The following is a 23,153-nucleotide window of genomic DNA, read 5'->3' as shown; positions in this document are numbered from 1 at the left end:
CCGCGGCCGCATCAGACGGGCCGGGCCGCCGCCCGCAGACGGGCCGGCGAGGTGCGCCGCAGCAGGGCGATCCCGACGGCGAAGGCCCAGTAGACGAGCAGGGCGGCCGTCAGTGCCGTGTTGCCCCAGCCCACGGCGCTGTAGAAGCGGGCGGCGTCCGTCCCGAAGAACAGTGAGGGGACGAAGGCGAGGTTGACCGCGGCGACGGCGTGGGCCGTGTACCCGGTCCAGCGCGGCAGGACCCCAGCGCGCAGGATCGCGTACCCGGCAGCGGTGAGGAGGACCGCCGTCAGCAGCCGGGCGGCCGAGCCGTGCAACAGCATGTTGGCGTGGGCCAGCGGGCCGTCCACGGTCGGGTCGAGGCGCCCGCCGGGGTTCTCCAAGGCGATGCCCGCCTCGACGGACGCGGCGACCAGGGTGATGGTCACGTAGGCCAGTCCGGCGCCGAGGACCACGGTGGCCGGCCAGGCGAAGGCGGGGCCGGCGCCGCGGATGACGTGGCGCAGGCCCGCGAGGAAGACGAGCAGGGCCGCGCAGGTCAGGAGGTTGAGGAAGATCCGGGCCAGGACGTTGTCGGCGGGCGGCGGTCCGGAGTGGACGAAGTACAGCGGTACGGCGACGGCGGCGAGTCCGCCCGCCGCGATGCCGCAGATGCCCGTGAGTCGTAAGACGTGGTTCTCGTTCATCGGTTTCCCTCTGTCTCTGTTGCGGGTGGGGACTTCTCGATGCCGTCGAGCAGGCGCGCGATGCCGCAGGCCACGATCGGGGCGACGGCGCCGTCCTCCCCCTCGTCCAGACCCGGCTCGCCCGCGAGCGCACAGAGCGTGGGGAAGGCCCCCGGGTCGAGGCGCTCGGCGAGGACCCGTCCGTACGAGGCGGCGCCGGCCGGGTCGAGTTCGGTGGCGATCCGGGCCAGGTCGCGCACGGCGCCGGAGATGAAGGTGGCGAGCGGGATCAGCTCGCCGCGGTCGGCGCCGGAGCGCGCGAGGGGACTCAACAGCGCCTCGAACCAGGCGAGTTCGTTCGGTCCGACCGGGGCGCTGACCGTCGGGACCCGCACCATCCACGGATGGCTGCAGTACGTCGCCCAGAGCGCGTCGACCCAGGCCTCCACCTCGGCGCGCCAGCCCGCCCCGGTCGCCGCCGGCGGGCGGCCGCTGGCGACGTCGACCATGGCCGCGAGCAGGTGCTCGCGGCCCGGTACGTGCCGGTAGAGGGCCATCGCCGTACAGCCCAGCTCGGTGGCCACGCGCTGCATCGACAGCGCGCCCAGCCCGTCGGTGTCGACGACGGCCACGGCCGCGTCGACGATCCGGCGGGGGGTGAGGCGCGGGCGGCCCCCGGTGGTCCGCTCGGCGTCGACCCGCCACAGCAGGTCGGCGACGGCGGCGAGATCGGGCGGGGCGGCGGATCCGCCCGGCTCCCGGGGCTCACGGGGCATCGGGGCCCCTCCTCTCCGACGGCTAGCGGCGCGAGCGGTGCCGCATCGCACCCCAGCAGATGTTTACGTCATACACAAAGTATATGACGTAAACACGCTCGACAAGGGGGTGGGGAATCCGGGCCGCCCCCGGACCGCCGCGCCGCTCAGAGGCGGGCCGCGCGGGCCAGCAGCAGGATGCGTTCCTGCGCGTTGCGGGTGAGGGAGGCCGCCCGCTCGAACTCCGCGCGGGCCTCCTCGGTCCGACCCAGCCGCTCCAGCAGGTCTCCCCGTACGCTCGGCAGCAAGTGGTAGGCGCGCAGGGCCGGTTCCCCGGCCAGGGCGTCGACCAGCGGCAGGGCCGCCTGCGGCCCCTCGGCCATCGAGACGGCCACCGCCCGGTTGAGCTCCACCACCGGGGACGGGAGCAGTTGGACGAGCCGCCCGTACAGGGCGGCGATCCTCGACCAGTCCGTGTCCTCGTAGCGGACCGCTGCCGCGTGGCAGCCGGCGATCGCGGCCTGGACGGAGTACGGGCCTCTCCCCGCCCGACCCAGCGCCCGGGCGCCCCGGTGGATGAGCATGCGGTTCCACCGGGCCCGGTTCTGGTCGGCGAGCAGCACCGGTTCCCCGGCGGGTCCGGTGCGGGTGGCGATCCGGGAGGCCTGGAACTCCAGCAGCGCGGCCAGCCCGTGCACCTCGGGCTCCTCGGGCATCAGGGCGGCCAGTACGCGGGCCAGGCGCAGGGCGTCCTCGCACAGGGCGGGGCGGACGAGGTCGTCCCCGGCGGTGGCCGCGTACCCCTCGTTGAAGACGAGGTAGATGACCTCCAGGACCGAGGAGAGCCGTGCGTCGCGGTCGGCGCCGTACGGGACCTCGAAGGGCACCCCCGCCTTGGCCAGAGCCCGCTTCGCCCGGACGATGCGCTGGGCGACGGTGGCCTCGGAGGTCAGGAACGCGCGGGCGATCTCCTGGGTGGTCAGCCCTCCCATCAGGCGCAGGGTGAGCGCGATCCGGGCCTCGGTGGCGAGGACGGGGTGGCAGGCGGTGAAGATCAGGCGCAGCAGGTCGTCGTCGATGTCCTGCGGATCCGCCGGCTCGGCGGGCGGTGGCACGTCCTCCAGACTGCGGCCGACCTCCGCGAGCTTGCGCGCGTAGGTCTCCTTGCGGCGGACGAGGTCGATCGCGCGGTGTTTGGCGGTGGTCATCAGCCAGGCGCCGGGCCGGTCCGGGACCCCCGTCCGGGGCCACTGCTCCAGCGCCGCGACGAGGGCGTCCTGGGCGATCTCCTCGGCGATGCCGACGTCCCGCACGACGCGGGCGACACTGGCGATGATCCGCGCGGACTCGATCCTGAACACCGCTTCGACCGCCTGGGCCGCACTCACTGCCGTCACGGCCACCCATCAGAGCAGCCGTGACGGGGCAGGGCAAACGCGGCGCGGGCGCGCCGGGATCACATCTCCTGGATCTCCCGGACCTCGGCGCTCACCTTCCATTCCACCGGGTGGATCTCAAGGAACCGCCGGGTCCACTCGATGGCCTCGGCCTTGTCCTTGCACTGGGTGAGGGAGTAGCCGCCGACGACCTCCTTGGTCTCGGTGAAGGGTCCGTCGGTGTAGCTGATCTTCCCGCCGGACCAGCTGAGCCGGGTCCCCGCGGAGGTGGGGAGCAGCCCTGCGGTGTCGAGCATGACCCCGGCCTTGGTGATCTCCTCCAGCAGCGCGCCCATGCGCTGCTCGAACTCGGGCGGGAACTCGTCGCTGGGCAGGTCCTGCTCGTCGATGCGGATCATCGTCAGGAAGCGCGGCATGGTGGCTCCTCGGTCAGGAGGGCGGGGACTCTCCCCGCCTCTCACCCCTGCGTCGAACGGGAGACGCCCGGATCGACAGCCTCCGGGAAATTCTTCGAAGATTTTCCCGGCGCGGCCACCGAAGTCCCCCGTCCGGCCGACGCACCGGGGCACCGGGCGTCCGGACGGGATGTCACGACCGGACCTCACGGAGCCCACCCACACCTGGCTACTCACGAGTAGGATCGCGGGTCCGGACACCTTCGAGAGGATCCCCCGATGCCCCGCGTCTCCTCCCCCCGCCTGCTGGCCGGCCTCCTGGCCACGATGGCGGTCGCCCACGCGGCCGTGCCCGGGAAGTTCGACGCGATCATCCCCCGTTCGCTGCCGGGCAGCCCGCGCGCATGGACGTACGGGAGCGGGGTGGCCGAGCTCGCCCTCGCCGTCGGGGTCGCCCATCCGCGCACCCGCCGGGCGGCCGCGCTGGCCACGGCGGCGTTCTTCGTCGGCGTGTTCCCGGCGAACCTGAAGATGGCCGCCGACGCGCGCCACGCCTCCCCCGCCGTCCGGGCCGTGACGCTGGGCCGGCTGCCCCTACAGGTGCCGCTGGTGCTCTGGGCCCGCAAGGTGAGCCGGAACGCCTGAGGCCACCGGACCGGCCCGTGCACCGGCTACCGGGCGGACCCCGCCGTCAGCGGCTGTCTCCCGTCCAGTCCCAGTGGCCCGGGTCCCCCGTGCGGCGGCGGTAGTGGGCGCGGCCGCCCGCTCCGTAGCGCCCTATCTCCGTGGGGAGCCTGGCCTCTTCGGCGAGCTGGGGGCCGCTCCAGCCGGTGATGTCCAGGAGGAGCCCGTCGAGCGGCCCGCCGACGAGCTCGCCGTAGGTGTGTCCGGGTCGCGGTCCGGGGTCGGGGTCCTCGTGGTCGGCGCCGTATACCCGGCGCCGGAGCATCCTGTCGTCCATGCCGCTCAGTTTCACAGCCGCCACTGACAACGGCCCCGGCGGCCGCGGTCCGGTGGGGCGGCGATGATGGGGGCCGCCCTCCCGATCCGGGGAGGCGCACGAGCGAGGAGCGACACGCATGGCACGTCGGGTGCACCAGCCACTGGAGGACCAGGAGTTCGACTTCATCCTCTCGATGACGACCGGGCCCGTTCTCGCGTACTTCTGCGGCTCCTGGCCCAAGGCCGTCGAGGCGTGCCGCGCGATGGACGCCGTCGTCGGGGAACTGATGGAGGAGTACGGGACGCGGTTCACCGCCGTCCGCACCGACATGACCCGCTGCCCCGGGCCGACCGGGCGTTACGGGGTCGAGGGCGCGCCGACCGCCGTGCTCATCAAGGACGGTGGGGCGGTCGCGAGCCAGGCGGGGCCGATGACGCTCGAGGAGTTCCGGGCGTTCCTGGACGCCCACCTCTGAGGGTTCCGGCGTTCCGGGCTTCTGGAGTTCCGCGGTTCCGGGCGCTCAGAGCAGGGCTACGGCGCGTCGTTCCAGGGCGAGGGAGCCGTCCACCAGGCCGGCGAGCTCGTCGAAGAGGGCGCGCCGCCCCGGGGCGTCCGCGTCCGGGGCGGCCGCGCGCGCCAGTTCCGCGAGCCGGGACCAGTTGCCGGCCGAGTCGCGGAACAGGGCGGCCGCCTCCGGCCGTCCGGCGAGGTCGAGGAAGTCCGCGTAGAGCGGGCGGGTGGCGCCGGGGGCGGTCCACTCCTCCTCCAGGCACGCGTACAGCCGCCGGGTCCCCGAGAGGAAGGCCTCCGGGGAGCCGAAGCGGCGCTCCCAGCCGGTCCGGGTGCGGCCGTCGCGCAGTTGGGCGGCGAGCTTCTCCATCCCGGAGAAACCGAAGTTGACGTCGAACCTGTTGCCCAGCACCGGACCGGTGAGGCGGGCCGCGGTGGCGGCCACGGCCCCGTCGACGTCGGGCGGGCCGGTGGCGGGGCCGGTGGGCACGAGCATCCGGTGACGGCCCTTGCGGTGGCCGGTCCAGGCCTCGCCGAACTCACGCTCCGCGATCCGGTACGGGGCCGGGGCCCCGTCCTCGACGTAGAGGTCGTCGCCCTCGTACCCGGCGAGGACCACGGTGTACGGATCGGCTCCGGTCATCTCGTCCGAGGTACCGCCGTGCCAGGGCAGGCGGGACCGGTCGACGGTGCAGAACACCGGCCGTCCGGCGTCGAGGGCGGCGCGCACGCGGTCCCAGCGGGGCCGCGAGCTGTGGGTGACCTCGTAGGGGACGCGGAGCCGGTCGAGGGCGGCTTCCACCCAGGGGTCGGGGTGGGCCTGCGCGACGATCGTCAGCAGGGGCGGGTGCCCGGCGTACTCGAAGACGAAGTACATGAAGCCGATCCCGCCCGCGAGGCCCGCGATCAGTTCCTCCTCGTGCACGCTGCCGAGTGCGTGCCGGACGAGTGAGCTCTCGCGGTGCCGCCCGGTGCCGAAGTCCTCGTAGAGGAGTCCGGTGGGCTTCGGCCGGGGTGCCTGCTCGGTCATCGGGCCAGCGTAGCCGCGAGGTCCGACAGCCGGACTTCCTGTACAGTTGTCCAGGAAATACCGGCCGGTACGCCGGCACGGCGCAACCGCCCGTACATCGACCCCCCAGAAGTGGAGGCGGCCATGCACACGGTCGCATCGATCCTGATCGGCCTCGTGGCCGCGCTGCACGTGTACTTCATGGTCCTGGAGATGTTCCTGTGGCAGCGGCCCCCCGGGCGCGCGCTGTCCGGTTTCGACGCGGACACCGCCCGCCTCACGGCACCGCTCGCCGCCAACCAGGGCCTCTACAACGGCTTCCTCGCCGCCGGACTGGTCTGGTCGCTCGTGATCGACTCGCTCGCCACCCAGGTCTTCTTCCTCGTCTGCGTGGTCGTCGCCGGGATCTACGGGGCCGCGACCGCCAACCGCCGGATCCTCGTGGCCCAGGCGCTGCCCGGCGCCCTCGCCCTCGGCGCCGCGCTGCTGGCCGCGTGAGCCCGGAGGACCCGCGCACGGAGGACGGGCGCATGGAAGACGGGCGCACGGAAGACCCGCGCACGACCCGGACGAAGGGGCGACTGCGCGAAAGCCTGCTGGCCGAGTGCGCGGACCGGCCGCTCGCCGAGGTCAGCGTCTCGGCGGTGGTGCGCCGGGCCGGCGTCGGCCGCGCCACCTTCTACCTGCACTACGAGGACCTCACCGCGCTCGCCGTGGACGCCTGCGCGGACGTGGTGCACGCGGCGGTCGACGCCCTGCACGCCTGGCAGACCGGTCCGTCGCCACTCCCCCCGGCCCGGCCGCCCGCCGCGCTGGCCGCCTTCCTCGCGGAGGCGGCCGACCGGGCGCCGCTCTACCGGACCCTGCTCCTCCCGGGCGGCGGCGGCCCGCTCGGCAGGCGCCTCCACCGGGAGCTGCGCGCCCGGGCCCGGGCGGAACGGGCGGCGGTGGGCGCCCCGCACCCCGAGCTGGTCGCGTCGGCGGTCGCCGCCGCGTTCACCGGCGTGTTCGCGGACTGGCTGCACGAGGACATCCGGGCGGATCCGGAAACCCTGGCGGACCACTTGTGGCGGCTGCTCCTGGCCCTCCACCGCGCGATCGGGCCCGACGGCGGGCCGAGGGCGGCCCGGACCCGCTAGCGGGACCGTGCGGAACGCGCGAAGCCCCGCCGGGCGGGCCGGCGGGGCTTCGCGCCACGGGCTCGGCCCGTGAAGTGGACTACCTGAGGGGAACCACCTTCTCGGCCTGCGGACCCTTGGGACCCTGGGAGACGGAGTACTCGACGCGCGCGTTCTCCTCCAGCGACTTGAACCCGGTGGTCTCGATCGCGGAGAAGTGCACGAACACGTCGGGGCCGCCGTCGTCCTGCTGGATGAAGCCGAACCCCTTCTCCGAGTTGAACCACTTCACGATGCCTGTTGCCATCTGGCTGATCCTTCACAACGTTCCACTGCGGGCCGCACGCGCGGCCGTCTCGATCCTGCCCAACGGTCCCCCCGAGCACACGCTGGACGCGGCCAACCGGGGCGCGGCGCGCATTCGAACTTCTGGCCGCCTTGTCCGCGGAAAGGGGGAACGGCTCCGTGCGGAGCCCTTCGAGGGGCGCTCGGGCCGGGCCGCCGCGGCCGGACCCGGGCGCCGTTCACGCGCTGCTGTCCGCAGCGGGCAGCGGCGCGGCGGATCGGGGCCGAGGGGCTGCCGCGAGGGCCCGGCGCGGCCCACTGACGCGGCAGCCGAGGCAGTCGGCGTGCCCCGCTCGGGCGCCGGTGTCCCGGGTGCGCCAGTCCCAGTCGACCTCCGGCCGGGGTCCGCTCGGCTTGCCCCACCCGGCGAGGTGCAGCAGCCAGGTGACGATCCCGGCCACGACCACGATGCCGAGGCCGATCCAGATCCCGGGGATCCAGGCCGCGCACACGGCACCGCCCGCTCCGGCGAAGCCCAGCAGCGCCAGGGCGGTCCCGGTCCAGCCGGCCACCGTGTGGCCGAGGTCTACGTGGCCGTGCGCGCTCATGATTCTCCCTGGTCGGACCGACGGCAGTACGCTCGGAAGCGGGAAGCTTATTTCGCGAGGTAAGCATCTCACTTGCTAAGTAACTTAGATCCTAAGGAGTATGTGGGTGCAGGGCAAGACCCGCCCCCCGGCCACGGCCGGCGAGGCGATTGCGCGCATGGACCAGTACGTCGCCCTCGGCATCGTCGGCCAGCAGGAAGTGGCGCAGCTGCTCGGGCTCAACGTCACCGATCTGACCTGCCTGGGGCACATCCTGGGCGCCGGGGACGCCCCGCTCGCCGCCGGTGACCTCGCCGGACTGCTGGACCTCACCACCGGAGCCGTCACCGGCGTGCTCAACCGCCTCGAACGCGCCGGATACGCGCGGCGCGTCCCCGACCCGGCCGACCGGCGCCGGGTCCGGGTGGTGGCCGACCCCACGGCCGCCGCGCGGGTCGTCGCCGTGTACCAGCCGATGTACGACCGGCTGGCCGCCCTCTTCACCGACTACACCCCAGACGAGATCGCCGTGATCGCCGACTGGTTCGGCCGCGCGGCGGTCGAGATCCGCGCGCACTGTGCGCAGGTGCGGTCCGGGGAACTGACCGGGGAACTGACCGCCGGGGAGGCTTAGCCCCCGCTGGTACCATGGGCGGTTGACCATCTCCTTCTTTCTCCCCTCGTTCTCTCCGTCTCGAAAGGTCCTGCATGAGGAACCCGTCAGCTCATGGGCGCTTCGGTGTGAAGGGCGGTGCCAAGGCCGGTGCCCGGACCACCGCCAAGGCCCCCCGGACCCTCGGCCCGCAGGGTGAGTTCACGATGCACGCGCCGAAGGAGCCGGCGCTGGCGCCGGTGGAGTCCTTCGCCGAGCTCGACCTGCCCCTTGAGCTGGTGGAGACCATGGCCTCGCTGGCCGTGACGGAACCCTTCCCGATCCAGGCCGCGACGCTCCCGAACGCGCTGGCCGGCCGGGACGTCCTCGGTCGCGGCCGGACCGGCTCGGGCAAGACCCTCGCCTTCGGCCTGGCGCTGCTGGCCCGTACGGCGGGACAGCAGGCGGACCCGAAGCGTCCGCTGGCGCTGGTCCTCGTACCGACGCGCGAGCTGGCGCAGCAGGTGACCGAGGCCCTGGAGCCGTACGCCGCGGCCCTGAAGCTGCGGATGGCCACCGTGGTCGGCGGGTTGTCCATCGGCCGCCAGGTGAGCTCCCTGCGCACCGGCGCCGAGGTCGTGGTGGCCACCCCCGGGCGGCTCAGCGACCTGGTGGGGCGGCGGGACGTACACCTGGAGCGCGTGAAGATCACCGTGCTCGACGAGGCCGACCAGATGTGCGACATGGGCTTCATGCCGCAGGTCACGGAGATCCTGGACCAGGTGCACCACGCGGGCCAGCGGATGCTGTTCTCGGCGACCCTGGACCGCAATGTCGACCAGCTCGTCCGGAAGTACCTGAAGGACCCGGTCTCGCACTCCGTCGACCCGCAGGCGGGGGCGGTGTCCACGATGGACCACCACGTGCTGCACATCCACGCGGCCGACAAGGTCTCGGCGGCGACCGAGATCGCAGCCCGGGACAACCGGGTGCTGATGTTCCTCGACACCAAGCACGGGGTCGACCAGTTCGTGAAGCACCTGCGGGCGATGGGCGTACGCGCGGAGGGCCTGCACAGCGGCAAGTCGCAGCCGCAGCGCACCCGGACCCTGGCGCAGTTCAAGAGCGGGGCCGTCACCGTGCTGGTCGCGACGAACGTCGCCGCGCGCGGCATCCACATCGACGACCTCGACCTCGTGGTCAACGTCGACCCGCCCGCCGACCACAAGGACTACCTGCACCGGGGCGGCCGCACCGCGCGGGCCGGCGAGAGCGGCCGGGTGGTCACCCTCGTCACCCCGAACCAGCGCCGGGACATGGTCCGCTTGCTCTCCGACGCCCGGATCCGGCCGACGATCACGCAGGTGCGCTCCGGCGAGGCGGCGCTGACCCGCATCACCGGCGCCAAGGCCCCCTCCGGGGTCCCGCTGGCGGGCTCCGCGCCGACCGACGCCAAGGGCAAGCCCTCGGGCTCGGACCTGGCCTTCCGCGGCATGGGCACCCGCCCCGGCCGGGGCAAGGAGTCCCGCAAGACGATCGAGGCCCGCCAGCAGGCCGAAGCCCGCCGCGCGGCCCGGGTCCGCCGGGGCGTCTGACACGCGTACGCAGCACCACGCCCCCGGACCGGATCCCGGTCCGGGGGCGTGGTGTCAGCCCCGTCGGGTCGTCCCTTCCGGTGTCAGCCCCTGCGGCGGCGGTTGCGAGCCACGATCGCGCGGGTGACCACGGGCGGGAGCAGGTCCTTGGCCAGCTTGCGCCAGCGGACGCCGGGCCTGCGCGCGGCGGCGGGAGCGGGGGCGGGAGCGGGAGCGGGGACCGGCGCCGGTTCCGTCCGCGGCGCGGGGTGCAGCGGCTGGGGCACCGGCACGACCACGCCCCGGTCCTCGATGCGTACCAGCGGGCGGCCGTCGATCATCTCCACGTAGTGCCGGAGGTCGGCGCGCTCCTCCAGCCACGCGAGCAGCGCCGCCTGGTGGGGCTCGGGGTCCCCCCAGGTCGCGTAGAGCTTCATGGCCGAGACGCAGATGGGGCGCAGTTCGCCCGTGACCACCGCGGCCCACACGGCGGCCGCGACGCCGGGGGTGTGCTCGGAGCGGTAGTCGTCGAAGACCACCACGGCGTCCGGAACCGCGACCAGACGCGAGGACGCGATGTCCGTGACGACGTGCTCGTAGAGGTGCGAGGCGTCGATGTGCACGAACCGGCAGCTCGCCGGCTTGACCTGGTCGGCGACGACCGAGGTGGGGGCCTGGATAAGCGTCGGCAGCGCCTCGTGGAAGGCCAGGTAGTTCGTCTCGAAGCCGCGCCGCGTGAGCGTGGGGTAGGACTCGCGGTTCTCGGCGATGTTGAAGTCGTCCGTCGCGGGTGAGTCGAAGAGGTCACAGACGGTGAACTCCTCACCGGGCTGGAGGTACCGGCCGAGAAAGATCGCACTCTTCCCCATGAAGGCACCGAGCTCCAGCAGGTCGCCCGGCTGCCCCTCGCCGCTGTTCTGACGCGTCAGGAACCAGTCGAAGAGCGCCTGGTCGTAGGCCGAGAACCAGCCGTTGACCTCGTCGTACGTGGTGGGGACGAGCGGGGCTGGCTCACCGTCGGGGGTCGTGACGGAAGCTTGTGGAACGTGCGACACGGAGAGTCATCCTCCAGCGAAGTGGCATCGGTCTTCACGCTGATACCCGGCCGGGTAACGGCACCCTAAGCCCTGAACGGACGTGTGACGAGATGTGAGCAAGATCTTCCTGTTATTCATGCTCAGCGGACGGGGGCCCTCCGCGCGTGATGACCTTGAGCGGCACGCCCGGCCCGCGGGCAGTGCGGCCAGCGGCCTCGGCGCTCTCGCCCGGTGCGACGGCAAGGGCCTCCGGGTGGCGGCCCTGGCGCCGGCGCTCGGGCGGTGTGGCGTGGCGTCGCCGGAAGCGGCACGCCTCACTGGTCGAGTGGCAACTCCACCAGTTCTTCAGGAGGTTGGTCACCGCAACGCCGGTGGAGAGGGCTGCCGCGATCCGACGGCCAGACGATCAGGGTGTCGAACCCGGCCCTGCGTGAGTGCAGTTCGAGGGCTTCGAGGAGCGCCGATCCGATTCCCTTGATCCGCTGCGGCGGCATGACGAAGAAGTTGGTCACGTAGCCGATCGGCGTGTTGTCGCCGTACGGCTCAGGCACCCTCTCCACCGGGCAGAGGAAGACGTGGCCGCAGACCTCGCCACCGGTCTCCGCGACCCAGGCCAGCCAGCGGCCGTCGCCGAGCCGCTCGCGGATCCACTGCTCCGCCTCCTCCAGGGGCCGCGACGGGGCGGTGGTTCCACCACGGACGGCAGGCTGCCTGACGGGACGCACCAGCGGCTGCGACGATCGGAGGCGTGATCGCTTGGATGCACCGCACCCCACCCCGGCTGGTGTTATTGGTGTGCGTCGTTGCGGCCGGCCTGCTGGTCGGCGCAGCTGTGCACCTCACCGATCTGCTTCACCACGGCCTTCGGCCTTACGACTGGGCTCCGAGATGGCTCAACCTCTACTGGTCCTCGCTGGCGCTCCTCGACCCGCTCGCGGCTGCGCTTCTGATCGGCGGCAAGCGTCGAGGAACAGACCTCGCCTGCGTCATCCTGGCGACCGACCTCGCTGCCAACTGGTACGCGACCTACGGCATCCAGAGCAGCAACCTCGCTGCTCAGCCCGGCCTCCAGCGGTTGGTCGTCTTCGCCGCCCTCGTCCTGGGCACGGCGCCGTTCGTCCGACGGCGCCTCGCCGCATGAGCCGCTGCGAGAGACGGTCACCCCGGGGGCCTCTCGTCGCCATCGTCGGCGGCCCGATAGTGGTACGCGACCGCCCACCAGTCGTCGTCCGGGTCGGTGACACCGCGCCGCCTCCGGTCGTCGTCGGTGCCCCGGCGGATCCACAGCCGCAGCCTCTCGTCCCAGGGCCGCAAGAGCCGGATGGAGCTCCGTGCGGACCCGGTCCCGCAGCGGGTTCTCGCACACCGAGCGCCCCGAGGCACCCGGCGGCCACCCGGCGGCGACCCGCCCCTGGACGCCGCGCGGGCGCGCCAGCATCAGCAGCCCCGCCCACCGCGCATGTCATACCGGTTGGTCCAACCGATCGACACCGGCTCGGGATCGTAGCGGCGCACGGCTTCCGGCCGGGCCGCCGACAGCGGGTGGGCGAGCGGGGTCGGGCCGGGGCCGCGGCCCTTCTCGGTCAGCCGCGCCGCCCCCGGCCCGTCGATGTCGGGGTACCCGTCGAGCAGCAGCTCGGCGGCCGCCACGGTGAACGCGGATACGGTGAGGACGAGTTGGAGCGCGCGCCGAAGCCAGGTGCGCGAACACCGGGGCGGACACGCGGTTTCCGGCACGCCCGCCGGGGTCGGGCGGGTCCTGGTGCGTACGGCGGCCGGGTCAGGCCGGTTCCTCGACCAGCCCGAAGTCTTCGGGGAACTCCCGCAGGAACGCGCGGCGCGCAGGATCGCCCTCTTCCTCGGCCATCTGCCCGAGCACGTCGACGAACTCGCTGCGCTGGTCGTCCGACAGCCGGCCCAACAGGTGGGCCACCCACTCCAGCATCTTGACGGCGTCGTCCTGATCCATCTGATCGTCCTCGCTGCCATCGATGAACCGGAGGACGTCGACCAGGGCCTCCGTCAGAGCAAGGGTCAGCGACGGGTACACGGGCACGGATTCGGCCTCTCAGTAAGTGGACTAGATGGTGCGACCATCTGACCACACCCCACCGACATCGCCCCCGGCCGGTCCGGACGCGGGTGGGATCACGGCTCGCCCACCGTCACGTACGGGTCTCGCTCATGGATCCGTGTCACGCTGGTCGGGGCGGTTTCGCGGGACCAAGGCCCGGACCGACGCCCTGACCGGTTCAGAACGTGGTGCTGCGGCGCAGGCGTTCGACGGCCGCGTTGCGGACCCTGCGGGTGCGGGCGTCGGTGGCCAGCAGGGTCAGGGCCTCGTACGAGCTCAACAGGCGGACGGCGGTGCGCTGGCACCAGTCGGAGGCTGCGGTGAGCTCCTCGGCGGACCAGGGCTCACCCCGGGTGACGGCCTTGAGCAGGCTCCACTCCCGCAGCCGGCGCTCGGGGAAGGGCCGCCCGGCAAGGGCGGCGGCCATGGCCCGGGCCCAGGCGGCGAACTCCTCGTCCGCGAGCAGTCGTACGGCTCGCCGGTCGAGGTGGGTGACCACCGCGCTCTCGGCCATCACCCGGTCGGGATCGCGCAGTACGGCGACCACGACCTCCGCCTCGAACTCCGCGCCCGCGCCCGGGACCGGCGCCGCGGCCAAGGACTCCAAGTGGCGGACGTAGCGCCAGTGCTCGGGGGGCTCCTCGGCGTCGGGGCCGTTCATGGGGCCCCGCACCGGTATGCCCGTGGCGGGTCGCTGTTGGTCGTTTCCTCGCGCCATGGCACCCATTCCACACGATCACCACGAGCAGCCGGCGGTCAGGGTGCCGTCAGCGCCTGTTCAGCAGTGCGGAGCCAGCATCAGGGCCTCCGCACCGACCGGTCGGTAGCCCGCGGCCTGGAAGGCTCGGATGCTGCGCGCGTTCCCGGTGGCCTGTTGGGACCAGACCGGCTGCCCGTCGGGGACGAGGTGGCGGGCGGCACGGGCCAGCTCCCGGCCCAGTCCGCGGTGGCGCACGCCCTCGTCGACCTCGACCGCCGCCTCCCAGCGGCCCGCGACTCCACGGCCGAGGACGAGGACTCCCCCGGCCGCCGACCAGATCCGTACGTCGTGGCGGCGGCGCAGGGCCCTGCGCACGCGCGGGTGGTCGGGGTCGGTCGTCTCCACGAGCTCCAGTGCCGGTGCGCCGGGCAGCGGACCGGCGACGGTGAGCAGGTCGATCGTGTCGGTGCCGCGTCCCGTGCGGTCGAGCAGCGCGGCCAGGAACCGGGGGTTCATGGTGGCGGCCAGCGCGTCGCAGTCGAGGGCGGCGAGGGTGGCGCGGACCCAGTCCGGGTCCTCGTCCGTGAACACCACGGAGTGTGCGGTGAAGGCGATGACGCCCGCGTCGCGCCGGTGTTCCTGCGGGACCACGGTCGTGCGGCCGTCAGGGGGCGGGAAACGCCCCTCGGCGGCAGCGTCCAGGATCTCGGTCAACGTCCGCCCCATGACCGTCAGACCTGCTCGAAGTGGAACGACTTGATGAAACAGTCGCGGGGCTGGCCGATCGCGAAGAAGATGCAGTCCACCAGTGATTGCGAGGTGAGCGGGTCCTTCGCCGTGCGCGGCGCGCCCTCCCAGGACTCCGACAGCGGGTCGTGGTTGTCGAAGTCCGGCGGGTAGAGGGAGATGACGCGGACGCCCTGGTCGCGCAGCCTGCGGGAGAGGATCTCGGTGAAACCGGCCTGGGCGCTCTTGGCCGCGTAGAAGGCGGCGTGGGCGTCGGAACGGTGGTGGCCGGTCTCCCCGCAGCCGGAGACCATGGTGACGATGTCCGGCTTGGTCGACTTCAGGAGCAGCGGGAGGAAGGCCTTGGTGGCCAGGACGGTGCCGGTGGCGCCGGAGGCGAGGGTGTCGGTCACGTCCTCGTCGGACGCGGACAGCAGGTCCGTGCCGTGCTGGTAGCGGGAGCCGTTGTTGACGAGCACGTCCACGTGGTCGGTGCGGGCGGCGACCGCGGCGGCGAACTCCCGTACGGACGCGGGATCGGTGAGGTCGCAGGCGTAGGCGTGGACGCGGTCCGCGTCGTGGCCCTGGGCGCGGATCTCCTCGCGGACGCGCTCGGCGGCTTCGAGGGTGCGGGCGGAGAGGTGGACCTCGGCGCCCTCGCTCGCGAAACGAAGGGCGAGGGTGCGCCCGAAGTCGCGGCCGGCGGCCGTGATGACAACGCGGTGGTGCTCCAGTGCCATGTCTGCGCTCCTGATTCGTGGTCGGTACACATGATCTCAGGTGCGGGGCAGGGCGGTTGGGCCGGGGAGGGGGGGAGCGGGGAGGGGGACCGGGGAGGGCCGGGCCGTTCGGGACGCCCGGGGGCGCGGACGCGGACGCGTACCGGCCCTCCGCATCACGCTTCAGCCCTCGCCCGCCTCCTGGTCCGCCTCCGGCAGCGGAGCCCCAGTCTCCAGCAGGGTCTTGAGGCTGGACGCGAGCATCGGCCAGGCCCGTCCGCACATGCCGATCAGCGTTCCGCCGGGTTCGAAGTCCTCGTGCAGGATGGTCAGCCGTGCGAGGGTGTCGCCGACGGGCTCGATCTCGTACGTCACCTTCGTACGGCGCTCCTTCGCCAGTTCGGCCCGCAGTTCTTCGCCGATCCCGACCGAGGCCGCCCACTGCGGGGTGAAGGTGTGCCAGGTGTAGGAGAGCAGGCGGTCCGGGACGCAGTCGAGGACCACCTGCTCGGGGTCGCTGGTACGGGCCCCCCGCTCGACCCAGGCCATCGGCGAGCCCACCGCCCAGTCGGTCTCGAAGCTCAGGCCCCAGTACCGGCGGGTGAAGGCGGGCTCGGTGAGGGCCTGCCAGACCCTGGCGGGATCGGCCTGGATGTACAGGGTGTAGGTGATCGCGCTGTCGCTCATGGCCCCATGCTGCGGGACCACGGACCGCGGACGCCGGATTTCCCGATCATGGCGGTGGCCGCGGGGCGGGTCAGTACACGTGGAAGGCCAGCCCGCACAGCCCGAGGCCGGCCTGCACCGCGGCCCGCCACACACGGAGCGGGCCGTCCAGGACGCTTTCGCGGGGCTCGTGGTCCAGCCAGACCTGCTCCTGCGCCCGCACCCGCTCCGCCGGGCCGAATCCGAGGGCCCGCTCCACCGCGGGCAGTGCCCGCCGTGCTCCGGCTGCGGTCAGCAGGAAGTTCCCGCACCAGCCGGGCAGCAGGGCCGCGCGCTCGGGGCCGACGGCGTGGAACAGTGCGCTGACCGGGTACGCCTTGCCGTGCACCGACACGAACATCAGCTCCTGGTCCGGCTGTCGCTCCCAGACGTCGTCCACGAACGGGAACGCGCACAGGTCGTCGACGTGGCGGCCGGGACGGGTCAGGTCCTGGAAGGAGCGGATCGCCTCGTCCTCGGCCGGGGTGCACGTCCACCAGGTGCGGTGGTCGGGGAGCGGGGCACGCTGCCAGGCCGCCCAACGGCGGCGGGCCCGCGGGCACGTGCGGTCGGCCTCGATGGCCGCCGCCGTCCGCGGCGCGAGGTCCGCGATCACGGAGTCCTCGTGGCAGCTGATCGACCAGGCGCTCGTGAAACCCATGTGGTCGACGGTAGGGGGCGCCACTGACGGCGCCACTGACAGCGCCACTGACAGCCCACTGACAGCGCCCCCGGCAACGCCAGGCCGGCGCCGCCGACACTTCACCGGCGAGCGTCCTCCCCGGGGAGTTCCGTGGGTGGGGTGCGGGCGGGGACGGGGAGGCCGAAACGGGCGCGGGCGGCGTGGACCGCCGCGAGTTCGTCGGCGCCCGCCCGTCCCCAGTCGCTCAGTTCGCGGACCTGTTCGGGGGTGGCCAGCAGGCGTGCGTACTCCGGGTCCGTGCCCGGGGGGAGGCCGGTGAGGCGGGCCGTGGTGCGGGCGTGGGCGCCCTCTTCGCCGTGCCGGTAGCCGAGCGGGGCGGCGTCCTCGGTGGCTGCGGCCGTCGGGGGCGGGAGGTGGGCGGCGCCGGTGGCCCGGGAGATCAGCACCAGGACCCGGCCGTCGGGGGCGAAGAGCCAGGCCGACCGGTCCCGTACGGGCAGCCGCGCCGGTACCGGACCCGGGTGCCAGGCACCGTGCTGCGGGATCCGCCGGGTGCGCAGGACCCCGAGCCGGTCGAGGGCGGTCGGTGCGGTGGGGCGGCCGTCCTCGAGGAGGGCGGCACCGGAGCCGTTGATGCGGGCGCGCAGGGCGGACAGTGCGCGGCGGGCGTCGCCGTGGTCCATCAGGGCGGGCAGGTCGGCCGGTTCGGCGAAGTGGATGGCGGTGATCTCCTGGGCCGGGAGTCGGACGGCCTCGATCCGGTCGGGGGTCCAGGTACCGCCGTCGTAGACGTGCAGGATCTCGCCGGGGAAGCGCATCTCGGGCGGGAAGCCGGGGGTGTCGGCCGGGATCCAGTCCACGGCGAGGCCGCGCGGGTAGCGTCCGTCGACGCCGAGTTCCTCGCGCAGCTCCCGGGCGGCCGCCGCGGACGGCGCCTCGCCGGCGTCCACGGCCCCGCCGGGGAGCAGCCGGTCGGCACGGTAGTCGACGCTCTGGACGAGGATCCGGCCGCGGGTGTCGGTGACGAGGACGACGGCCGCGGTCCACACGGCGGCCCGCGAGGCCCCGTACTCCGCCGGGGTCATCCAGGTTCCCGTCCGCTCCCGCTCGTGTTCGTCGATCGCGTCGTGTTCGTCGATCGCGCCCTGGTCGGTCAGCTGCGGCATCGGACTCCGTTCACCGTGGGTGGACCTGCCGGCCTGTGCAACAGCGGGCACGGTCCCCGGGTTACGGCGCCCCGCCCGCCCTCTCCGACACGCAACGTCTTTGCCACCCCTATACCTCCTTATTACTTGGTTATGTACTCCCTGGTACGTTCCGGATGCGGACTGGCGGCGTGAAAGCCGTCGGTCCGACCAGCTTTCAGGCACCGCACGAACGCGACGGACCCGACGGACCCGACGGACCCAGGAGAGACCCCCACATGCGACGCGCCTCCCCCACGGGCACCGGCACCCCGGCGGAACCCGGCAGGAGGTGGACCGCGACGGGGATCGCCGGCGCGGCCGCGGGCGCCGCGGCCGTCGGCTTCGGCGGGCCGTACGCCGCCGGGCTGCTCCTCACCGGTGAGGAGGTCGCCGCGGGAACGAAGGTCCGCGGCGTCGCCATGGGCGGGATGAGCCGGGACGAGGCCCGGCAGACCCTCGACCGTGCGCTCGGCCCGGTCGCCGCGGCCCCGGTCGCGCTGCGGATCGGCGAGCGCACCGAGCGGGCCGACCCGGCGGCGCTCGGCCTGTCCCTGGACAGCGCCGCGACAGCCGACCGGGCCGCACGCACCGGTTCCGACCCGCTCACCGTGATCGGCCGGCTCTTCGCCTCCGGTGATCCCGATCTGGCCCCGGTGGTCCGCCTCGACGAGAAGGCGGCCCGCGCCGCCCTGGACGGCACCGGGAAGAAGACCGGGGTGCGGGCCCGGGAGGGCTCCGTCACCTTCGCCCAGGGCAAGGCCTGGGCGGTCGCCCCGGCCACGGGGATCGCCGTCGACGTGGACGGCTCGCTGGACGCCCTGCGCACCGGCTACCCGCGCACCTCGGACCCGGGCGGCGGAACCGAACCGCTCGCCCTGCCCGTTGGGCGGACCGAGCCGAAGGTGGGCCGGCCGGAGACCGACCGGGCCCTGAAGGAATTCGCCGAGCCGGCGCTGTCGGCCCCCGTCACCCTCGCGGTCGCCGGCCGGAAGATGTCCCTCTCCCCCGCCGTCCCCTCCAAGCACCTGAGCCTGAAAGTCGACGGCCGGGGCCGCCTCGCCCCCGTGCGCACCGGCGGCGGCCCGAAGTGCGAGCCCCAATCCCCGCTGGAGGGCTTCGACGTGGCCGTCGACCGCGTGTTCGTACGGGGCGGCAAGGAGGTCGGGCGGGAGACGATGAAGACCCGCCACACCCCGCGCGACCGTGTGACGTGCGGCGCGTGAGGGGCGCAGGCGCGCGGGCGGCGGCCCCGGCCACGGGGTCCGGCGGCCGGCTGGCCGGGGTCGACGCCGTACGCGGACTGGCCGTCCTCGGCATGTTCGCCGTGCACGTCGGCCCCAGCCCGGAGCCGGAGGGCGCCGGTTACCTCCTCGTCGCGGCCGACGGGCGCGCTCCGGCCCTCTTCACCCTGCTCGCCGGCTTCTCCCTGGTCCTCGCCCAGCGCGGACTGGACCCGGCTCAGCGCCCGCAGGGCTGGGCGCGCCGCTGGCGCCCGCTGCTGATCCGTTGCGCGCTGCTGGCCGTACTCGGCGTGTGGCTGGCCTCGTTGTGGCCCGGGATCCTGGTCATCCTGGCCTTCTTCGCCGTGTACTTCCTGGCGGCCGAGCCCTTCACCCGGCTGTCCACCCCGGTGCTCACCGTCGTGGCGGGCGTCTCGGTGGTGGCGGGCCCGCTGCTGTCGTTCCTGCTGGGCCCGGTGTTCGGGTACGAGGCGTCCGGGCGCGGGCTGGTCCCCGAGGTCGCCGATCTGGCCAGTTGGTCCGGGCTGGGTGCGGTACTGCTGGAGCTGCTGCTCACCGGGGCGTATCCGCTGGCCACGTACTTCCCGTACGTGCTGGTCGGCATGGCGCTCGCCCGGCTGTGCGAGGTGCGGGAGCGGTCCGTGGCCCGGCGGATGGCGGCGTGGGGCACGGTGGCCGCGTTCGCCGGATACGGCTCCGCGTGGCTCGCGAGCCACGTCTTCGGCGCCCGACAGCGGTTGCTGGAGACGATCTCCGTCCACCACCCGGAGGCCCTGGCCGCGGCCGATCCCGTACGGGAGGTGCTGCAAGGCCAGTACGGCGCCGTGCCCAGCACCTCCTGGGACTGGCTGCTGGTGGCCGATCCCTACAGCCAGACCCCGCTCGAGACCCTGGGCAACGCGGGGGTGGGCTGCGCCCTCATCGGCCTGTGCGCGCTCGCCGCACGGCACGGGGTGGGCGCGCGCCTGCTGCGGCCGCTCACGGTGCTCGGGGCGATGGCGCTGAGCGCGTACGTCGTCCACGCGCTGGTGCTGGCCGGTCCGGCACACGGCGCCGCGTCCTGGTCCGCCTGGTTGGCCTTCAGCGGCGCGGCCCTGGCCCTGACCTGGGCCTGGCAGCTGATCTGGGCCGAAAGCCCGCTGCGCCGCGGCCCGGTGGAACACGTGCTCCGGCTGGCCGCCTCGGGGCGTGGCCGGGCCTGAGCGCGCGCCGTCACCCGTCCGTGTGATGGGTTCGGCTCACGCGGCGCCGGTACGGCAGGGTGGGCGGATGCAGCTGCGCCTCGCCCTGCCCCTGCCCCTTGCCGCGCTCGTGTTGGCCACCGGGTGCCTGACGGTGCGTCCCGCCGCGCTGCCGGACGCGCCGCGAGCGGCGGAGCCCGCGGCGGCCCGTGCGCAGGAGCGGCAACCGACGCCCCTCGCACTGCCCTTGGGGCCGCTCCCGACGTCGCCGGAAGCCTCCTCGCCCGCGCCGCCCGCACCGCGCGCGGTCTCGGAGGCCGGGCCGCCACCGGCTCCGGCACCAGCGCCGGCCGCGGCCGAACGGCCGCACCGCCCGCGCCGGGTCGACACGAAGCCCCCGCGCCCCCGGCGGCCCGCCAAGCAGGTGAAGACCGCGGCCCCGGCGAAGCCCCGCAAGCGGCCGCCGACGGTGGCCAAGCCCCGGCCGGCGCCGCAGCGTCCGTACGACATGGCCTCCCTGTGCGAGGCGGCCAAGGGCATCGTGCATCCGTCCGTCGTCGCCCTCTGCCGCTGAGGGCGGCCGTGGTCCGCAGCGGCCGCGGGGATACCCTCGGAGCCGCGGAACGGACGACACGGGGAGCCAAGAAGATGTACGAGGCGGGGCCGTCGGCGGTGGATGCCGTGCGGGCGCTGAAGGAACTGGCGCGGGAGCGGCCGCACGAACTGGAGCTGTTCGACGGGTTCACGGACGCGGAGTTGGACGTCTGGGCCGTGGCGGTGCCCGAGGAGGTGCGGGCCGTCCTGCGGGAGATCGGCGGCTTGGAGACCGAGGACCACGAGTACCGCTTCGGACCGCGCGGCCGTGAGGTGTTCACGGACGGCTGCTGGACCCTGGGGGAAACCGACTTCGGCGAAGGCTCGCTGATCGTGGGGGTCGGGGGCGCCGGCTGGGGGCCCGTCGTCGCCGTCAACCCGTGGGGGTCCGACCCCGATGTCACCGTCGAGGCACCGGACTTCACCGCATGGCTCGCCGGCTTCGCCGAACGGTTCGCGGACGGGGTGGCGGACCGGCCGCGGGGGAAGTTCTCCGTTCCGGCCACCTCCACCGTCGAACTCGCCGAGGGAGCTGAGGGTGGCGAGGAGGATGAGGCGGGCCAGGGGCTCGACGCCGAGCTCGGCGCGCTCGTCGGCCGCGGCGACCCGCTCACCGATCTCGTCGACCTGCACGGCCTGCCGGGCTATCCGTGCGCCGTGGACTGGGAACCGTACTTCTCCACCTTCCACGACACGGCCGACACCGGAAGCAGCGAAATCCAGTTCCAGATCGTGGGTGGGGGTCGGGCCCTCCTGCTGCGCAGCGTGGTCAGCGGGGACTTCCTCGGCCGGGCCGTGCGCCGCCACCGCGTGCCGGCCGATGCCGCCCGGCGTGCGGTGGCCGAGCTGCGGGAACTGGCCGACGGCTGCCCCGGCTTCGTCGTGCTCGACGCGGGGTGCGCCGACTCCGTCATGGACGGCTGGGCGGTCCCGGTCCCCGAGGAGGTCCGGACCGTGCTCCGGGAGATCGGCGGAGTGGCGATCGCGGGAGTCCCGGCCCTGCGGCTGCTGCCCGGGGCGCCCGAGCACGCGGTGGACCCCGAACTGCACCGGATGCTGGGCGGTGACGGTTCGTACTGGCCGCTCGCCCGGATCGGCCACGGGCGCGGCCACGCCCTCGCGCAGATCCGCATCGACCCGGCGACCGGCCGGTGGGGGTACGTCGTCTCCGTGCCGGGCGACGGCGAGAGCCTGCGGGAGTACCCGGAGCTGGCCCTGCTCGCCGAGTCCCTGCCGGACCTGCTGCTGACCCTCGCACGGCTGGCCCGGAGGGCCGCTGCGGGCCCTGACTTCGCCGCGCGGATGGCCCGGGACACCCGGTGGCTGTTCCCCAACACCGGGGAGCCGTGGCCGCGGCCCGCCCCGGTCGGCGAGTGGGCCGGTTCGGCGGACCCGCTGCTCGCGGCGGCCACCGAGCTGCCGGACGGAACGCACGCCGCCGACCTGCGGGCCGTGCCGATCCCGAGCGACCTGTGCTTCTACCGGGCGGCCGGCTGGCCGTACGCGGCCCGGCTGGAGCGACTGCACTTCGCTGCGGCCGGCCAACTCGCCGCCGCCGTGCCCGTGCCCGTGCCGGTACCGGGCTGACGGCCCCGCGACCCCCGGGCCCGGTTCAGCCGACCGGCCCCGGCCCGGCTGCCCGGGGGTGGCGGGCGGTTTCGCTTGGATGGACCGGACGGGGCCCGACCGGAGCCCGTACCGCCCTCCACCCCCAGGGAGTCGCCATGACGAAGATCGCCCTCTTCGGCGCGACCGGCACCGTCGGAACCCGGGTGCTGCGCGAAGCGCTCCGGCGCGGCTACGAGGTCACGGCCGTCGTACGCGATCCCGCCGGGCTCCCGGACACCGTGAGCGGGACGGGGTCGAGGACCGGGACCGGGACCGGGACGATCGTGGTGGTGCGCGGCGACGTCCTCGATCCGGCGTCGGTGGCCGCGGTGGCGGCCGGGCACGACGTGGTGGTCAGCGCCTTCGGACCCGGCCTCGGGGACCCCACCGACCTGGTGACCGCCGCGAAGTCGCTGATCGGCGGGGTGCGGTCGCTCGGTGGGGACGCTCCGGCGCCGCGGGTGGTCATCGTCGGCGGGGCGGGGTCGCTGCGTACCCCCGGCGGCCCGCTGGTCCGGGACGGGGCCGGCGCTCCGGCGGCCGTCCTGGCGGTGATGCGCGCCCACGGCGACGCCCTGGACTTCCTGCGCACCGTGCCCGTGGAGCAGGTGCACTGGAGCTGTCTGAGCCCGCCCGCGCAGATCGCACCGGGCGAGCGGACGGGCACGTACCGGCTGGGGCTCGACGACCTGGTGGTCGACGAGGAGGGCCGGAGCCGGATCTCTACGGAGGACTTCGCCGTCGCCCTGATCGACGAGATCGAGCGCGACGCGCACGCGGGCCGACGGTTCACCGTCGCCCACTGAGCGACCGGGAGGGCGTGCACGAGGCGTGCGGACGGTGTTATTGGGTGGATGCGTCCGGTCGGGTTACCTACAGTGACGGGGCACCCGATGTCGAGCAGGAGC

31 protein-coding genes are annotated in these 23,153 nt (G+C 73.9%); 12 read left to right on the top strand and 19 right to left on the bottom strand.

Annotated elements, in window-relative coordinates; all coding sequences use genetic code 11:
- Nucleotides 1–11: 11 nt before the first annotated feature.
- The 4 genes from OG594_RS18800 to OG594_RS18785 form a co-directional block, all read right to left on the bottom strand.
- Nucleotides 12–686: a hypothetical protein gene (locus tag OG594_RS18800; protein WP_266600374.1), complete on the bottom strand. Its 675-nt coding sequence runs from the start codon at nucleotides 684–686 to the stop codon at nucleotides 12–14.
- Nucleotides 683–1,441 carry a TetR/AcrR family transcriptional regulator gene (locus OG594_RS18795; RefSeq protein WP_266600372.1) on the bottom strand — a complete coding sequence of 253 codons (759 nt, stop codon included), beginning with the start codon at nucleotides 1,439–1,441 and terminating at the stop codon, nucleotides 683–685. The genes OG594_RS18800 and OG594_RS18795 overlap by 4 nt, the downstream gene beginning before the upstream one ends.
- Nucleotides 1,442–1,587: 146 nt before the next feature.
- A complete protein-coding gene (locus OG594_RS18790; RefSeq protein WP_266603028.1) occupies nucleotides 1,588–2,808 on the bottom strand; it encodes an RNA polymerase sigma factor in 1,221 nt (406 codons plus the stop codon).
- Nucleotides 2,809–2,876: 68 nt separating this feature from the next.
- On the bottom strand, nucleotides 2,877–3,233 hold the full coding sequence (locus OG594_RS18785) for a YciI family protein (protein ID WP_189742561.1): 357 nt from the start codon (nucleotides 3,231–3,233) through the stop codon (nucleotides 2,877–2,879).
- A gap of 258 nt (nucleotides 3,234–3,491) precedes the next feature.
- Here OG594_RS18785 and OG594_RS18780 point away from each other — a divergent pair, with 258 nt between their 5' ends.
- Entirely contained in the window at nucleotides 3,492–3,857 is a 366-nt protein-coding gene (locus tag OG594_RS18780) for a hypothetical protein (RefSeq protein ID WP_266600368.1), read from the top strand.
- 46 nt (nucleotides 3,858–3,903) lie between these two features.
- Here OG594_RS18780 and OG594_RS18775 read toward each other — a convergent pair whose 3' ends face one another.
- The gene (locus OG594_RS18775; RefSeq protein WP_266600366.1) at nucleotides 3,904–4,173 is read right to left on the bottom strand and encodes a hypothetical protein; all 270 of its coding nucleotides are present in this window, start codon (nucleotides 4,171–4,173) and stop codon (nucleotides 3,904–3,906) included.
- A 118-nt stretch (nucleotides 4,174–4,291) separates the two neighbouring features.
- Between OG594_RS18775 and OG594_RS18770 the strand changes: the two genes are divergently transcribed.
- Nucleotides 4,292–4,630, top strand: coding sequence for a co-chaperone YbbN (locus tag OG594_RS18770; protein ID WP_266600364.1), 339 nt, complete (start codon nucleotides 4,292–4,294; stop codon nucleotides 4,628–4,630).
- Between the two features lie 45 nt (nucleotides 4,631–4,675).
- Here OG594_RS18770 and OG594_RS18765 read toward each other — a convergent pair whose 3' ends face one another.
- Complete coding sequence (locus tag OG594_RS18765; RefSeq protein ID WP_266600362.1) at nucleotides 4,676–5,695, bottom strand: BtrH N-terminal domain-containing protein; 1,020 nt, start codon at nucleotides 5,693–5,695, stop codon at nucleotides 4,676–4,678.
- Between the two features lie 123 nt (nucleotides 5,696–5,818).
- On the opposite strand from OG594_RS18765, the gene OG594_RS18760 reads away from it, so the two are divergent.
- A complete protein-coding gene (locus tag OG594_RS18760; protein ID WP_266600360.1) occupies nucleotides 5,819–6,172 on the top strand; it encodes a DUF1304 domain-containing protein in 354 nt (117 codons plus the stop codon).
- Between the two features lie 32 nt (nucleotides 6,173–6,204).
- On the top strand, nucleotides 6,205–6,813 hold the full coding sequence (locus tag OG594_RS18755) for a TetR/AcrR family transcriptional regulator (protein ID WP_266600358.1): 609 nt from the start codon (nucleotides 6,205–6,207) through the stop codon (nucleotides 6,811–6,813).
- Between the two features lie 79 nt (nucleotides 6,814–6,892).
- Here the strand turns inward: OG594_RS18755 and OG594_RS18750 are convergent, their stop codons facing one another.
- Together OG594_RS18750 and OG594_RS18745 are read right to left on the bottom strand one after the other, a co-directional pair.
- Nucleotides 6,893–7,099 carry a cold-shock protein gene (locus tag OG594_RS18750; protein WP_033213830.1) on the bottom strand — a complete coding sequence of 69 codons (207 nt, stop codon included), beginning with the start codon at nucleotides 7,097–7,099 and terminating at the stop codon, nucleotides 6,893–6,895.
- Nucleotides 7,100–7,316: 217 nt separating this feature from the next.
- Entirely contained in the window at nucleotides 7,317–7,685 is a 369-nt protein-coding gene (locus OG594_RS18745) for an HGxxPAAW family protein (RefSeq protein ID WP_266600356.1), read from the bottom strand.
- Between the two features lie 106 nt (nucleotides 7,686–7,791).
- Between OG594_RS18745 and OG594_RS18740 the strand changes: the two genes are divergently transcribed.
- Together OG594_RS18740 and OG594_RS18735 are read left to right on the top strand one after the other, a co-directional pair.
- Nucleotides 7,792–8,298, top strand: coding sequence for a MarR family winged helix-turn-helix transcriptional regulator (locus OG594_RS18740; RefSeq protein WP_266600354.1), 507 nt, complete (start codon nucleotides 7,792–7,794; stop codon nucleotides 8,296–8,298).
- A 185-nt stretch (nucleotides 8,299–8,483) separates the two neighbouring features.
- Nucleotides 8,484–9,851, top strand: coding sequence for a DEAD/DEAH box helicase (locus OG594_RS18735; protein WP_266603026.1), 1,368 nt, complete (start codon nucleotides 8,484–8,486; stop codon nucleotides 9,849–9,851).
- A gap of 83 nt (nucleotides 9,852–9,934) precedes the next feature.
- Here OG594_RS18735 and OG594_RS18730 read toward each other — a convergent pair whose 3' ends face one another.
- Together OG594_RS18730 and OG594_RS18725 are read right to left on the bottom strand one after the other, a co-directional pair.
- The gene (locus OG594_RS18730; RefSeq protein WP_266600352.1) at nucleotides 9,935–10,885 is read right to left on the bottom strand and encodes a class I SAM-dependent methyltransferase; all 951 of its coding nucleotides are present in this window, start codon (nucleotides 10,883–10,885) and stop codon (nucleotides 9,935–9,937) included.
- 296 nt (nucleotides 10,886–11,181) lie between these two features.
- Entirely contained in the window at nucleotides 11,182–11,592 is a 411-nt protein-coding gene (locus OG594_RS18725; RefSeq protein ID WP_266600345.1) for a GNAT family N-acetyltransferase, read from the bottom strand.
- Between the two features lie 23 nt (nucleotides 11,593–11,615).
- Between OG594_RS18725 and OG594_RS18720 the strand changes: the two genes are divergently transcribed.
- Nucleotides 11,616–12,008: a hypothetical protein gene (locus OG594_RS18720; RefSeq protein WP_266600343.1), complete on the top strand. Its 393-nt coding sequence runs from the start codon at nucleotides 11,616–11,618 to the stop codon at nucleotides 12,006–12,008.
- Nucleotides 12,009–12,025: 17 nt separating this feature from the next.
- Here OG594_RS18720 and OG594_RS18715 read toward each other — a convergent pair whose 3' ends face one another.
- From OG594_RS18715 to OG594_RS18675, 9 genes are all read right to left on the bottom strand, one after another.
- Nucleotides 12,026–12,181, bottom strand: a complete 156-nt coding sequence (locus OG594_RS18715; RefSeq protein ID WP_266600341.1) for a hypothetical protein — start codon at nucleotides 12,179–12,181, stop codon at nucleotides 12,026–12,028.
- A gap of 123 nt (nucleotides 12,182–12,304) precedes the next feature.
- Nucleotides 12,305–12,604: a hypothetical protein gene (locus OG594_RS18710; RefSeq protein WP_266600339.1), complete on the bottom strand. Its 300-nt coding sequence runs from the start codon at nucleotides 12,602–12,604 to the stop codon at nucleotides 12,305–12,307.
- Nucleotides 12,605–12,647: 43 nt separating this feature from the next.
- A complete protein-coding gene (locus tag OG594_RS18705) occupies nucleotides 12,648–12,923 on the bottom strand; it encodes a hypothetical protein (RefSeq protein ID WP_266600337.1) in 276 nt (91 codons plus the stop codon).
- A gap of 196 nt (nucleotides 12,924–13,119) precedes the next feature.
- Nucleotides 13,120–13,659: a hypothetical protein gene (locus tag OG594_RS18700; RefSeq protein ID WP_266600335.1), complete on the bottom strand. Its 540-nt coding sequence runs from the start codon at nucleotides 13,657–13,659 to the stop codon at nucleotides 13,120–13,122.
- Between the two features lie 60 nt (nucleotides 13,660–13,719).
- On the bottom strand, nucleotides 13,720–14,367 hold the full coding sequence (locus OG594_RS18695) for a GNAT family N-acetyltransferase (protein ID WP_266600333.1): 648 nt from the start codon (nucleotides 14,365–14,367) through the stop codon (nucleotides 13,720–13,722).
- A gap of 5 nt (nucleotides 14,368–14,372) precedes the next feature.
- Nucleotides 14,373–15,107, bottom strand: coding sequence for an SDR family oxidoreductase (locus tag OG594_RS18690; protein ID WP_266600331.1), 735 nt, complete (start codon nucleotides 15,105–15,107; stop codon nucleotides 14,373–14,375).
- 162 nt (nucleotides 15,108–15,269) lie between these two features.
- On the bottom strand, nucleotides 15,270–15,773 hold the full coding sequence (locus OG594_RS18685; RefSeq protein WP_266600329.1) for an SRPBCC family protein: 504 nt from the start codon (nucleotides 15,771–15,773) through the stop codon (nucleotides 15,270–15,272).
- Nucleotides 15,774–15,843: 70 nt separating this feature from the next.
- Nucleotides 15,844–16,452, bottom strand: coding sequence for a hypothetical protein (locus OG594_RS18680; RefSeq protein ID WP_266600327.1), 609 nt, complete (start codon nucleotides 16,450–16,452; stop codon nucleotides 15,844–15,846).
- Between the two features lie 101 nt (nucleotides 16,453–16,553).
- A complete protein-coding gene (locus tag OG594_RS18675) occupies nucleotides 16,554–17,600 on the bottom strand; it encodes an NUDIX domain-containing protein (protein WP_266600325.1) in 1,047 nt (348 codons plus the stop codon).
- Between the two features lie 257 nt (nucleotides 17,601–17,857).
- Between OG594_RS18675 and OG594_RS18670 the strand changes: the two genes are divergently transcribed.
- The 5 genes from OG594_RS18670 (at nucleotide 17,858) to OG594_RS18650 (ending at nucleotide 23,051) form a co-directional block, all read left to right on the top strand.
- Nucleotides 17,858–18,844, top strand: coding sequence for a peptidoglycan binding domain-containing protein (locus OG594_RS18670; protein WP_266600323.1), 987 nt, complete (start codon nucleotides 17,858–17,860; stop codon nucleotides 18,842–18,844).
- Nucleotides 18,841–20,064, top strand: a complete 1,224-nt coding sequence (locus OG594_RS18665; RefSeq protein ID WP_266600321.1) for a DUF418 domain-containing protein — start codon at nucleotides 18,841–18,843, stop codon at nucleotides 20,062–20,064. Before OG594_RS18670 ends, OG594_RS18665 begins: the two co-directional genes overlap by 4 nt.
- A gap of 67 nt (nucleotides 20,065–20,131) precedes the next feature.
- Nucleotides 20,132–20,617, top strand: coding sequence for a hypothetical protein (locus OG594_RS18660; RefSeq protein WP_266600319.1), 486 nt, complete (start codon nucleotides 20,132–20,134; stop codon nucleotides 20,615–20,617).
- Between the two features lie 74 nt (nucleotides 20,618–20,691).
- Entirely contained in the window at nucleotides 20,692–22,224 is a 1,533-nt protein-coding gene (locus OG594_RS18655; protein WP_266600317.1) for a hypothetical protein, read from the top strand.
- A gap of 137 nt (nucleotides 22,225–22,361) precedes the next feature.
- Nucleotides 22,362–23,051 carry an NAD(P)-dependent oxidoreductase gene (locus tag OG594_RS18650; RefSeq protein WP_266600315.1) on the top strand — a complete coding sequence of 230 codons (690 nt, stop codon included), beginning with the start codon at nucleotides 22,362–22,364 and terminating at the stop codon, nucleotides 23,049–23,051.
- Nucleotides 23,052–23,153: the final 102 nt, after the last annotated feature.

It is taken from the genome of Streptomyces sp. NBC_01214, assembly GCF_026340975.1.
In the GTDB taxonomy this organism is placed as follows: domain Bacteria; phylum Actinomycetota; class Actinomycetes; order Streptomycetales; family Streptomycetaceae; genus Streptomyces.
This window is presented reverse-complemented; position numbering and strand designations above follow the sequence as displayed.